Genomic DNA, 12,990 nt, shown 5'->3' on the forward strand with positions numbered 1-12,990 from the left:
AGATGATGAGCGATCGTATTTTTGCAGGTATCTGGCTGTTGCTCTGCATAGCCGGGCTGTTCGTGGCCTGGCAAATCAGCAGCGAATACAGCTATGAACCCGTAGGGCCGCGTCCCTTCCCGCTGGGCATTATCAGTCTGATGTTGGTATGCGCCGTGGCGCTGCTGTTGCGCCATCCGGATACCATCAGTTGGCCCCGTCGCCACGTGCTGCAAAAGCTGCTGACGATGGTAATTGTTCTGTTGATGTACGCCTGGGGTTTTGAGTGGCTCGGTTTTCCCATCGCCACCGCCATTCTCACCGTGGTGATTGGCATGCTGTTCGGCGCAACCATCCCGGCTGCGGGTATTTCCGGCGCGGTGCTCGGCATTCTGCTGTGGTATGCCTTTGACCGACTGCTTGACGTCACCTTACCACTCGGCGCCTGGCTGGGTTAACGGAGAAACGATGGATACCTGGATTTATCTTTCTCAGGGTTTCGCGGTGGCAATGACGCCGGAAAACCTGGTCATCGCCTTGATAGGCTGTTTTGTGGGCACCATTGTGGGTTTGCTGCCTGGCCTTGGGCCAATCAACGGCGTGGCGATCCTGCTGCCGCTGGCCTTTGCTTTGCATCTGCCCGCAGAATCCGCGCTGATCCTGCTGGCTACGGTCTACATTGGCTGTGAATATGGCGGGCGCATCTCCTCCATCCTGCTGAATGTTCCCGGCGATGCGGCGGCGATTATGACCGCGCTGGATGGTTACCCGATGGCGCAGCAAGGACGCGGCGGCGTGGCGCTCTCTATCTCGGCGGTCAGCTCTTTCTTTGGTTCGCTTATCGCCATCGGCGGCATCATTCTGTTTGCCCCGGCGTTAGCCCAATGGTCGCTGGCCTTCGGTCCGGCAGAATACTTTGCCTTAATGGTTTTCGCCATTGCCTGTCTCGGCAGCATGATGGCGCAAAATCCGCTGAAATCATTTCTGGCAGCGCTTATCGGTCTCGGACTTGCGACCGTCGGCGTAGACGCCAACACCGGGGTTTATCGCTTTACTTTTGACAGTGTCCATCTCTCCGACGGTGTGCAGTTTATCGTAGTGGTGATTGGGCTGTTCTCTGTCTCTGAAATACTGTTAATGCTGGAACATACCAGCAGTGGCCAGACGCTGGTGCGTAAAACGGGCCGCATGTTGTTCAACGCCAAAGAAGGCGCTCAGTGCGTAGGGGCCACCCTGCGTTCATCAGTGATTGGCTTTTTCGTCGGCGTTCTGCCTGGCGCTGGCGCCACCATTGCCAGTGCCATCACCTACATGACCGAGAAAAAGCTCAGCGGCAACAGCGACAGCTTTGGCAAGGGGGATATTCGTGGCGTAGCAGCACCAGAAGCCGCCAACAACGCCTCGGCCTGCGGCTCTTTCATCCCGATGCTGACGCTCGGCGTGCCGGGCTCCGGTACCACGGCGGTGATGATGGGCGCGCTGACGCTGTACAACATCACCCCAGGGCCGGCGATGTTCACTGAACAGCCGGATATCGTCTGGGGGCTGATTGCGGCGCTGCTGATCGCTAACGTAATGCTGCTGGTGATGAACATTCCACTGATCGGTCTGTTTACCCGCATGCTGACCATTCCGCTGTGGTTTTTGGTACCCGCTATTGCGGCAGTCTCCGCGGTAGGTGTGTACGCTGTCCACAGCACTACCTTCGATTTGGTGTTGATGGTCGCCCTCGGCGTGCTGGGCTACATTTTGCGTAAAATGCACTTCCCAATGTCGCCATTGATTCTGGGCTTCGTTCTCGGGGAAATGCTGGAGCAGAACCTGCGCCGGGCGTTGTCTATCAGTAACGGGAGTATGGATATTCTGTGGGCCAGCGGCGTGGCGAAAGTGCTGCTGGTGATGGCGGTACTGGTTATCGTGGTCCCACCAGTGCTGCGCATGATCCGTAAACGCAACAGCAAACCGCAGGTGGATATCGGTTAGTAACGCGCCTTGTCCGGCCTACGATTAATCGCCACTGTAGGCCGGATAAGCGCAGCGCCATCCGGCATTTTCATCTTAATTCCTGAACTGCACTAAGAACGTGCTCAACAAACCGTGTCAGCTTGGGCAACGGACGCAAATCCTGTCGCCACAGCAAATGAATCGGTCGCGGCTGTGGCGTAAATCCTTCCAGAATACGAACCAACTTGCCAGTAGCCAGCTCTTCTGCCAACAGCACCTCCGGTTGCAATAACAGCCCAGCCCCCGCTACCGCCGCCATACGCAGTCCATGACCATCGTTACAGCGCAGGATCGCATCGCGTTTCCATCTGACTTCCCCCGTCACGCCAGGCAGTATCCACTCGTTGCGGGCCGTCCACACGGTATGGGACAGACACAGATGATCCACCAGATCCGCGGGCGTCCGGGGGGTGCCATGGCGGGCAAGATATTCTGGCGAAGCACAAATTGCCATACGGTAGGGACACAGGTATTTCGCCACCACGTCAGTCTGATGGATATCGCCAATGCGGATCGCCAGATCGACACCTTCATTAACCAGATCAACCATCCGGTTGGTTAGATCCAGTTCAATGCGCACCTCTGGCCAGGTCTGTAAAAACGCAGCGGCCAGTGGCGAGATCACGCAAGCGCCAAAAGACGTGGGCGCGCTTATGCGCAGCGTCCCTGCTGGTGCCAGCCGCAGACGCTCTACCGAACGTTCGGCTATCGATACCTGCTCCAGCACGCGACGAGCTTCTTCAAAATAGACGCGTCCGGCATCGGTCAGACTCTGGCGACGCGTATTGCGCTCCAGCAAACGCGTGCCGAGCTGCGCTTCCAGTTGGGCGATATATTTTCCCACCATCACCGCAGACATCTCGAGCCTCGTCGCCGCAGAAGTAAAGCTCCCGCTCTCCACCACGGCGACAAACGTTTCCATGCCGCGTAACTTATCCATATTGCAAACCTCTGGTTAGTAATCATCTAACTTTTAGCCAGTTTATCCGATTTCATTTTCATTAAAGAATAGCGGCTCACACTATTGCGGAGGTGGTTATGAAAATCGTCATTATTGGTGCCAGTGGTACAGTGGGTCGCGCAGTCACAGAAACGTTAAGCCGTAAACATGAGGTGATCCGCGTAGGTCGCACGCAGGGGGATTACCAGGTCGATATCACCTCGCAGGAGAGTGTCGAGGCAATGTTCGAAAAAGTCGGTCGGGTAGATGCGATCGTTTCCGCCACCGGCAATCTGTTCTTTGGACCGCTGTCGACAATGACTGACCAAGACTTTAATCAGGGGCTTCAGGATAAACTGTTAGGCCAGATACGTCTGGCCTTAACCGGGCAGCATTTCCTCAATGATGGCGGTTCGATAACGTTAATTAGCGGCATTATCGCCCACGAGCCCATCGCACAAGGCGCAAATGCGGCAACGATCAATGCCGGTCTGGAAGGATTTGTGCGCGCTGCTGCCTGTGAGCTAGAGCGTGGTCAGCGTATTAACCTGATAAGCCCGACCGTGCTGAGTGAATCCGCTGCAGCCTATGACGGGTTCTTCCCCGGCTTTGAAAGCGTCCCCGCCGTCACGGTCGCCAACGCCTATCGCCGCAGCGTCGAAGGCATCCAGAGCGGGCGCATTTATAAAGTGGGTTACTGTTAACCGCTTTTTCTCGCCTCTTACGTCATCAGTAAGAGGCGAGGAGTCGCATATTTCAGGCACCCGTTTCGTTTCTGATCCGCGCATTGATGTATTCCACGGCCTGCGTGACGTCCATAATGCCGTTAATCGCATTCGTCACGCCTTGCCCGATAATAATCTCTGCCTGTCGCAGGTTAAAAGGCTCACCTTTACTTCCCTGAGACTCCCGTATTCCCGTCATGCCTTTTTCATTCAGTAAATTAAACCACGGGTAGAGATTGAGAACATTTTGATCGTGACATATTCCAGACCAGGCGCTGTTGCCCCCCAATAGAACCAGATGGCGCGAAATTTCATCGGAATAAAGCCAATGAAAAAACTGCTCAACCTGTTTTTTCTTCTTACTGTAGCGAGACATTCCAATAGAGCCACCGCCCAATTGTGGAAGCTGCCCCGGAACGGGAGCATAGCCAATCGTGGGGGCGATAGTCGTATGCGCAACATCGTTAAACAAATTGAGATACATAATCAGCATGGCGAGATTTCCACGCTCAAACTGTTTAACCGCATCACTCCACCACTCGCCAGGGAGATTCACGGCGATAGAAAGCTGGTGCAGATATTCTTCGAGTGCAGCAGCAGCAAGCGAAGCATCAAGTTGTACCGGCTCGCCCTCACGCACCAATCGTCCCCCTAACGCGTAGTAACGCAGCAAGTACTCAGTGGCGATAAGTCCTGAGCTGCCCAACGTCACCGCCGTTCCCATCGGACGCTGTCTGTTTTCTGGCTGATGCAATTGACTAAAGAAAGCGGCAATTTCATCAAATTGTGCGAAATTCTCTGGTAGCGTTAACTCTTTGCCTGTTGATTCATAAAACATCCGTTTAATCGTCGCATCTTCAAACAGATCTCGTCGATAAAACAGAAGCTGCATACTGGCATCAAAGGGAATTGCCCATGCAGTCCCATTCACCTGGCTGAAGTGCTGCTGAATTTGCTCAGAGAAGTTATCCAGCAATAACGGGAGCTCGGGGGAGACCGACTCCAGCGGCAATAATGCTTTTTCTGCAAACCAGGGAAAACATGCCATATCGATTCGCAGTAAATCGTAATAGGGGTGCAGGTGAAGATGAGAGAGAATTTCAAAAACCTCATCATACGGATAAACCGCAAGATTAACCTTAATACCGGTCTGGCGATAAAAGTGAGGTAACAGTTTCTTCAGCGCATCGGTCGAAGGGCTGGGCAAAATTAACATATTCAGCGTCGCCTCCGTCTCATGAGGCGGAGCGTATTGCCCATTCCAGGAAAAACCGCAATTCGCCAGAATACGGTGCTTCTCTTTACTTTTGGGTTGGCGAATACATGAAGCAATAGTTGTCCCCAGGCGGGCATAATCCATCTGATAGCTGGTGATTCCATCAAAAGATGCAGGAAGATTATCACTCAGTTGTACTATCGGCGGGCAGGACTGAGAACTCCCAAACCAGGACGCTTGCGTCAACGCACGCGTCTTCTCACTGTCCTGAACAATAAACAGATCGGGTATCGCCCCCCGGAAAAAGTCAAACGCGACGGTGTTAACTTCACTGGCATGCGCAGGTATAACCGTAAGCTTTGTGTGCGGACTTAACTCCCGGCATACCTTCTGTATCGCTTGAGTAAAGCGTGCGCTGTGGGCAAATTCCAGCGGTTCGCAGAAAACACCAATATGACCCGGCTGCTGCGCCAGTGCCCTTCTTGCGGTTTCTTCCCCTGCGGTCACATAGTCAAGGCTAATATAACAAACTGCACCGGCTGGCTGGCGATACGCAAAAAGCACATTCTCCGGAGAGAGCCTGAGCATATCGTAATAGGGCTGGCTGTTGTCCAGGCAACTCACGGTGACAACAGCCTGGTAAGACTTTGCCGCCAGTGTTTGCAAAATATCCAGTTCCAGATTGGGCAAATCATTAGTCAGGTAAAGATCAACCGGTTCGCTGAGTGAAGGTTGCCAGGCCTGGTGTAATCCCCGATAAAGTTGATAGTAACGCTCCGCATTGATGTCCGGCAGAATCAAGGCCACTCCCTGACTTTTGCTGGCTCTCAATGATTGCGCCTGCGCATTCAACTGATAGCCAACTTCTCGGGCCGCACGTTGAACCGCTTCAATCTTCTCAACGCTTACATTTCCTCTGCCATTGAGCACATTCGAGACAGTCCCATGCGACACACCGGCAATTCTTGCTATGTCTTTGATAGTTGGCATTTTTACATCCTTCCCCTGATGTTTTGATGCTAGCACGGCGCTCATCAGGAAACTATCTCCAGCAAGATAATTTGAACGTTACAATATTAAAAAGTGCATTTTATCAACACACTCATATAACTACCTCTCAACCCCACATAGCACGAAGAAATGAACTAATAATTTCAAAACCATGAAATATAAAAATAAATTATTAAATTCTTGAAGAGGATCACTTATGCAACAAAAGATCGTTGTTGCCTTGAAGCTGCAGGATAATAATTGACACGTTCCAATTACGTTTCATTACATTTTCGTTCAAAAAACAACACTCTGTTTTGATCAAGAGGGAAACATGAATATTCATTTTCTGGGAACCGCAGCATCCGAAGGGATACCCAATCCTTTTTGCCGTTGTGAGCACTGTCAGCAAGCCCGTATTCGTAAAGGCAAAGACATACGCACGCACTCCTCAGCGATCATCGACGATGAACTGTTGATCGATGTCGCGCCTGAATTCAGCCAGCAACTGCTGCGAGATGGCCTGGACGCAACAGAGATCAAATCGCTGCTGTTCACGCATACACATCCCGATCATTTCAACGTCGGCGATCTTTTTAGCCGAATGGAAGGGTACGGATTTGAGATTACTCATCCGTTGCACATTTTTGGTAATGACCGTGCGATTAACGGCGCGGCACAAGTGTTACCAGGCTACAGCGCAGAAAGATTTGCTTTTCATTGCCTGGTTCCCTTCGTAACCGTTGAAACCCGCGGATACCGAATCACTCCACTGCTGGCGAACCATGCCAAATGGGAGCTTTGTTATACCTGGTTTATCGAAAAAGATGGTCAGTCAATTTTCTATGGACATGATTCGGGCTGGTTCCCTGAACTCACCTGGCAATGGTTGAAAGGGAAAAAGATCGATTTAACGGTGCTGGAATGTACCTACGGTTTTAATGGTGATAACCGTACAAATAACCACATGAGTCTGGAAACCGTCTTCGCTGCCAGAGACAGGCTTGCAGAACTGGGCTGCCTTGAGAAAAATAGCCAACTCATCGTCTCGCATGTCTCACACAGCGGCGGTCTACTGCACGACGATCTCGTGGCGGCGTGCGACAAAGAGAACATTCTTGTCGCCTGGGATGGGCTTAACCTGAGCATCAACCAATAAGGATATGCAATATGGACCTTAATAAAACACCACGCCTGCTGGTTATGATGTTCATACAATATTTCATGCAGGGCGCCTGGAATATGACCATGGGACTGGTATTAAGTACCTATGGTATGGCGACCATTATTGGCTCATCTTATGCTTTGCTTGGTCTGGCGACCATTCTTTCGCCACTCTTTATTGGCATGGTAGCCGACCGTTTCTTTTCGTCACAAAAAGTCATGGCGATCCTGCACTTAATTAATGCTGGCGTACTGTTGTTTGTTCCACAATTTATTGAGGCACAAAACACGGGCATGACGTTGACCATGATCTTCCTGGTCGGTCTGCTTTTTTATCCAACAACTGCGCTGGCTAACAGCATCAGTTTCAGCCACATTAACGGGGTGAAATACTTCCCCTTTATTCGTGTATTCGGCACATTTGGCTTTATGGTCATCGGTTTTATTATTGGTGAAATGGGCTATTCTGGAAATACCATCACCTGGTATATTGCGTCAGCCTCCGGTGTCGTGCTCGGCCTTTACTGCTTTACGTTGCCAAACACCCCACCGAAAGCAAAAGGAAGCGTATTTACACTCCGCGATCTGTTATGTCTGGACGCTCTGGCACTCTTCAAGGACCGCAGTTTCTCGGTTTTGATGCTCAGTATTTTTGTCCTGATGATCCCCAAAACAGCTTATTCCGCCTATATCCCGGTCTTTTTAAAAGCGCTTGGATTCGATAACGCCGCGTCAATGATGCAGGTCGGCATCGCCTGTGAAGTCATTTTTATGTTCCTGCTCTCGTTTTTCTTACTGAAAGCCGGCTTCAAAATTACTCTCATGTTGGGCGCCGTTTGCTGGATCATCCGCACACTGTTGTTTGCTCATGCATCACTGGATGCCAACATGATGTTTGTGCTGATCGGTCTGATGTTGCAGGGATTCTGCTGGGACTTTTTCTTTACCGTGGGCGACATTTATGTTGACCGTAAAGCCGCGCCAGAGATTAAAGCACAAGCCCAAAGCTTGCGATTTATCGTCTCCAACGGCGTCGGTTTGCTGTTTGCCTCTACCGTATGCGGTCAAATCTTCAACAGCACCGTGACGGAACAAGGCCCACAGGCGTTACCGCAATGGGAAACATTCTGGCTAGTTTCCGCAGGCGTTGCCGCAGTGGTCAGCGTATTCTTCCTGATATTCTTCCGGGACGATATTTCAAAACGCAAAGCAGACCTCCCATTGAAAAAAGCAAACTCCTGATCGTTAAAGACTCTTTCATTAAGGTAATTGCATGAATAATCTGGCCGCCATCATCAATGAGCAAGGATTGTTGCCTTTAACTACGATCATCAAAATCAGCATTGCATTTATTCTGGGTGGCATTATAGGCCTGGAAAGAGAATCGAAAGGGAAACCGGTTGGCTTCAAAACTTGCGTTATTTTATCCGTAGCCAGCTGTGTGTTAACTGTCGTATCAATACAATCTGCAGAATACTATGCTGAAATTTCGATGAACATCCGTAGCGATCCTATGCGTCTGGCGGCTCAGATTATTAGTGGCGTTGGTTTTCTCGGTGCGGGAGTCATTCTGCACCGACACGACGATGCTATTTCTGGTCTCACTACTGCGGCAATTGTCTGGGCATCTGCTGGGGTGGGAATCACCTGTGGGGCCGGTTTTTATTTTCATGCTTTTTTTGCCACGGCTTTATTTTTATTGGCAATTAAATTAAGCCCGTTCATTATTTTCTTACAAACTAAAAACCAGTTCCCCGGAAAAGTAAAAGTCAGGGTTATTCTTGATGAACGCGATGCGCTCGAAAATCTGATAACCCGCATCCATCAACAGAAAAACATTATTGAAAACATAACGATCAGGGATATTAAGAAGGGTAAAATCGAGGTTAATCTCAAAATCGTAATTCGTAAGAAGATGACCTTGCCCGACTTGTACCACGATCTCACTCATGTTGAACACGTCTGCGCTATTGCTCTTGAACATTAAGATTTTTTATTTCCCTCTTTAAAATCAGGTGGTTACCACCTGATATAACCGCTCTATCCCCGTCTTCGCTTTAAATCCCTACTGTTTGAAATGTTAAATATTTGTTGCTTTTGATCACAAATAACAAACAAACAAACTCATTATGTGCGCGTTTTTCAAAAATGTAGATATTTTTAATTTATGGCTACGAAACGAGCTGCGCCATATCTCCCTGACAATCTACTGAGAGGAACGATTTGATGAACGCACTGACTGCCGTAAAACCAAACGCTGAAGATCCAGCCCAGCACTACAGCGGTTTCACGCTGAAACCGTCAGCCCAATCCCCACGCCTGCTGGAGCTGACTTTTTCCGCTGAAACCACTGAGCAATTTCTGCAGGCCGTCGCGCAGTGGCCGGTGCAGGCGCTGGAATACAAATCCTTCTTGCGCTTCAAAGTGGGCAAGATCCTCGACGACCTGTGCGGCAATCAGTTGCAGCCTCTGCTGCTGAAAACGTTGCTCGATCGTGCCGAAGGCGCACTGCTGATCAATGCCGTTGGCGTGGATGATGTGGCGCAGGCAGAAGAGATGGTCAAGCTGGCGACGGCGGTAGCGCATCTAATCGGACGCTCGAATTTTGATGCGATGAGCGGTCAATATTACGCACGTTTTGTGGTGAAAAACGTCGATAACTCAGACAGCTATCTGCGCCAGCCTCACCGAGTGATGGAATTGCACAACGACGGAACCTATCTCGAAGAAATCACCGATTACGTGCTGATGATGAAGATTGACGAGCAGAACATGACCGGCGGTAACTCGCTGCTGCTGCACCTCGACGACTGGGAACATCTGGATCAGTACTTTACCCATCCGCTGGCGCGTCGCCCTATGCGCTTTGCCGCGCCGCCAAGCAAAAACGTGAGCCAGGAAGTGTTCCATCCGGTATTTGACGTTGACCAGCAGGGTCGTCCGGTGATGCGCTACATCGACCAGTTCGTCCAGCCAAAAGACTATGAAGAAGGCGTCTGGCTGAGTGACCTGTCCGACGCGCTGGAAACCAGCAAAAGTATTATTTCCGTACCGGTTTCAGTGGGTAAATTCCTGCTGATCAACAACCTGTTCTGGCTGCACGGTCGCGATCGTTTCACCTCGCATCCTGACCTGCGCCGCGAACTGATGCGCCAACGTGGTTATTTCGCTTACGCGACAAACCACTACCAGACTCATCAGTAAGCGCGAAGGAAAAAAGCGGATGTATGATTTTGTGATTATTGGCGGCGGCATTATCGGCATGTCGACCGCCATGCAGCTGATTGATGTCTATCCGGACGCCAGAATCGCGCTGTTGGAAAAAGAGTCCGGCCCGGCCTGTCACCAGACGGGCCATAACAGCGGCGTCATTCATGCCGGGGTCTATTACACTCCCGGCAGCCTGAAGGCGCAGTTTTGCCTGGCCGGAAATCGCGCCACAAAAGCCTTTTGCGACCAAAACGGCATCCGCTACGACGTCTGCGGAAAAATGCTGGTTGCCACCTCCCCTCTGGAAATGGAGCGCATGCGCGCGCTATGGGATCGCACCGCCGCTAACGGTTTGGAGCGCGAATGGCTGAATGCGCAGGAGCTTCGCGAGCGTGAACCGAATATCACCGGTCTGGGCGGCATTTTTGTTCCGTCGAGCGGGATCGTCAGCTACCGTGAAGTCACCGCCGCGATGGCGAATATTTTCCAGGCCAAAGGCGGTGAGATTATTTACAACGCCGAGGTCAGCGCGCTGAAAGAGCACGCTACGGGCGTGATTGTCCATACCCGTCAGGGTCAGGAATATGAAGGCGCGACGCTGATTAGTTGTTCTGGCCTGATGGCGGACCGACTGGTGAAAATGCTCGGCGTTGAACCTGGCTTTATCATCTGCCCGTTCCGTGGCGAATATTTCCGCCTGGCGCCAGAACATAATCAGATAGTTAACCATCTGATCTACCCCATCCCCGACCCGGCAATGCCGTTTCTCGGTGTTCATCTGACCCGGATGATTGACGGCAGCGTCACGGTCGGCCCCAACGCGGTGCTGGCATTTAAACGTGAAGGCTACCGTAAGCGTGACTTCTCGCTCAGCGATACGCTGGAGATCCTCGGCTCTTCTGGTATTCGCCGCGTGCTGCAAAACAACCTGCGCTCAGGGCTTGGCGAAATGAAGAATTCGCTGTGCAAAAGCGGTTATCTGCGGCTGGTACAAAAGTACTGTCCGAGCCTGATGCTTAAGGATCTGCAACCGTGGCCTGCGGGCGTGCGGGCACAGGCGGTATCACCTGATGGCAAGCTTATCGACGATTTTCTGTTTGTCACCACGCCACACTCAATTCACACCTGTAACGCGCCTTCTCCGGCGGCAACATCGGCAATCCCTATCGGTGCACATATTGTCAGCAAAGTTCATGCGCTGCTGGAGAACCAGAGTAATCCCGGACGCACGCTGCGTGCGGCACGTAGCGTGGAGACATTACACGCCGCATTTACCCGTTAAACCGATTAAGACAGGAAGCAATCATGCAACTTAACGATCCAACCTTATTTCGCCAGCAGGCACTGATCGACGGCAACTGGCGTGACGCTAACAGCGGCGAGACCATCGCGGTGACCAATCCCGCCAACGGTCAGCAATTGGGTAGCGTACCTAAAATGGGGGCAGATGAAACCCGCGAAGCGATTAACGCCGCAAACCGCGCTCTGCCGGCCTGGCGTGCGCTGACTGCCAAAGAGCGAGCCAATATCCTGCGCCGCTGGTTCAACCTGATGATTGAGCATCAGGACGATCTCGCCCGCCTGATGACCCTGGAACAGGGTAAACCGCTGGCGGAGGCCAAAGGCGAAATCACCTATGCCGCCTCATTTATTGAGTGGTTTGCCGAAGAGGGTAAACGCATCTATGGCGATACGATCCCTGGCCATCAGGCCGATAAGCGTCTGATCGTCATCAAGCAGCCGATCGGCGTTACCGCCGCGATTACGCCGTGGAACTTTCCCTCAGCGATGATCACCCGTAAAGCCGGTCCCGCGCTGGCGGCAGGCTGTACGATGGTGCTTAAACCCGCCAGCCAGACCCCCTACTCCGCACTGGCACTGGCAGAACTGGCTAATCGCGCCGGGATCCCGGCTGGCGTTTTCAGCGTGGTGACCGGTTCTGCGAGCGCGGTCGGTAACGAGCTGACCGGCAACCCGCTGGTGCGCAAACTGTCATTTACCGGCTCAACCGAAATTGGCCGTCAGTTAATGCAGCAGTGCGCCAAAGACATCAAAAAGGTATCGCTGGAACTGGGCGGCAATGCGCCGTTTATCGTCTTTGACGATGCCGATCTTGATAAAGCCGTGGAAGGTGCGCTGGCCTCGAAGTTCCGTAACGCCGGGCAAACCTGCGTCTGCGCCAACCGCCTGTACGTACAGGACGGTGTGTATGAGCGTTTTGCCGAAAAACTCCAGCATGCAGTGAGCAAACTGCATCTCGGCGATGGTCTGCAACCAGAGGTCACCACCGGACCGCTGATCGACGATAAAGCGGTTGCCAAAGTGCAGGAACACATCGCCGATGCTCTGGATAAAGGCGCGCGCATTATCGCGGGCGGTAAACCTCATGCGCTCGGCGGTAACTTCTTCCAGCCCACCATTCTGGTAGATGTGCCTGACAACGCGAAGGTCGCCAAAGAAGAGACGTTTGGCCCATTGGCTCCGCTGTTTCGTTTTAAAGACGAAGCCGACGTCATCGCTCAGGCCAACGACACCGAGTTTGGTCTGGCCGCCTATTTCTACGCCCGAGATTTAAGCCGCGTCTTCCGCGTTGGCGAAGCGCTGGAGTACGGCATCGTCGGGATTAACACCGGCATTATCTCCAACGAAGTCGCCCCGTTTGGGGGAATCAAAGCCTCCGGTCTTGGCCGTGAAGGATCAAAATACGGCATCGAAGACTACTTAGAAATCAAATATATGTGCATCGGCCTTTAATACAATAA

General features: G+C 52.0%; 11 protein-coding genes. 9 read left to right on the top strand and 2 right to left on the bottom strand.

What is annotated here, in order from left to right; genetic code table 11:
• Positions 1-2 precede the first annotated feature (2 nt).
• Positions 3-437 carry a tripartite tricarboxylate transporter TctB family protein gene (locus OGV57_RS08225; RefSeq protein WP_008321484.1) on the top strand — a complete coding sequence of 145 codons (435 nt, stop codon included), beginning with the start codon at positions 3-5 and terminating at the stop codon, positions 435-437.
• A gap of 10 nt (positions 438-447) precedes the next feature.
• Entirely contained in the window at positions 448-1,962 is a 1,515-nt protein-coding gene (locus tag OGV57_RS08230) for a tripartite tricarboxylate transporter permease (protein ID WP_003826025.1), read from the top strand.
• A 70-nt stretch (positions 1,963-2,032) separates the two neighbouring features.
• Here OGV57_RS08230 and OGV57_RS08235 read toward each other — a convergent pair whose 3' ends face one another.
• Positions 2,033-2,923 (bottom strand): LysR substrate-binding domain-containing protein, encoded by an 891-nt coding sequence (locus OGV57_RS08235; RefSeq protein ID WP_003037204.1) that lies wholly within the window; start codon positions 2,921-2,923, stop codon positions 2,033-2,035.
• 98 nt (positions 2,924-3,021) lie between these two features.
• Between OGV57_RS08235 and OGV57_RS08240 the strand changes: the two genes are divergently transcribed.
• Positions 3,022-3,627 (top strand): short chain dehydrogenase, encoded by a 606-nt coding sequence (locus OGV57_RS08240; protein ID WP_054528716.1) that lies wholly within the window; start codon positions 3,022-3,024, stop codon positions 3,625-3,627.
• A 52-nt stretch (positions 3,628-3,679) separates the two neighbouring features.
• Here OGV57_RS08240 and OGV57_RS08245 read toward each other — a convergent pair whose 3' ends face one another.
• Positions 3,680-5,854 (bottom strand): extracellular solute-binding protein, encoded by a 2,175-nt coding sequence (locus OGV57_RS08245; RefSeq protein ID WP_054528717.1) that lies wholly within the window; start codon positions 5,852-5,854, stop codon positions 3,680-3,682.
• A 334-nt stretch (positions 5,855-6,188) separates the two neighbouring features.
• Between OGV57_RS08245 and OGV57_RS08250 the strand changes: the two genes are divergently transcribed.
• The 6 genes from OGV57_RS08250 (at position 6,189) to gabD (ending at position 12,982) form a co-directional block, all read left to right on the top strand.
• Complete coding sequence (locus OGV57_RS08250) at positions 6,189-7,013, top strand: MBL fold metallo-hydrolase (RefSeq protein ID WP_003037212.1); 825 nt, start codon at positions 6,189-6,191, stop codon at positions 7,011-7,013.
• A gap of 11 nt (positions 7,014-7,024) precedes the next feature.
• On the top strand, positions 7,025-8,260 hold the full coding sequence (locus tag OGV57_RS08255) for an MFS transporter (RefSeq protein WP_003037215.1): 1,236 nt from the start codon (positions 7,025-7,027) through the stop codon (positions 8,258-8,260).
• A gap of 31 nt (positions 8,261-8,291) precedes the next feature.
• Complete coding sequence (locus OGV57_RS08260; protein WP_003037218.1) at positions 8,292-9,005, top strand: MgtC/SapB family protein; 714 nt, start codon at positions 8,292-8,294, stop codon at positions 9,003-9,005.
• Between the two features lie 239 nt (positions 9,006-9,244).
• Positions 9,245-10,222: a glutarate dioxygenase GlaH gene (gene glaH, locus OGV57_RS08265; RefSeq protein WP_003839704.1), complete on the top strand. Its 978-nt coding sequence runs from the start codon at positions 9,245-9,247 to the stop codon at positions 10,220-10,222.
• A 19-nt stretch (positions 10,223-10,241) separates the two neighbouring features.
• Positions 10,242-11,510 carry an L-2-hydroxyglutarate dehydrogenase gene (lhgD, locus tag OGV57_RS08270; protein WP_054528718.1) on the top strand — a complete coding sequence of 423 codons (1,269 nt, stop codon included), beginning with the start codon at positions 10,242-10,244 and terminating at the stop codon, positions 11,508-11,510.
• Between the two features lie 23 nt (positions 11,511-11,533).
• The gene (gabD, locus tag OGV57_RS08275; protein ID WP_003037227.1) at positions 11,534-12,982 is read left to right on the top strand and encodes an NADP-dependent succinate-semialdehyde dehydrogenase; all 1,449 of its coding nucleotides are present in this window, start codon (positions 11,534-11,536) and stop codon (positions 12,980-12,982) included.
• Positions 12,983-12,990: the final 8 nt, after the last annotated feature.

This window comes from Citrobacter sp. Cf087 (assembly GCF_030334285.1).
GTDB classification, from domain to species: Bacteria; Pseudomonadota; Gammaproteobacteria; order Enterobacterales; family Enterobacteriaceae; genus Citrobacter; species Citrobacter freundii.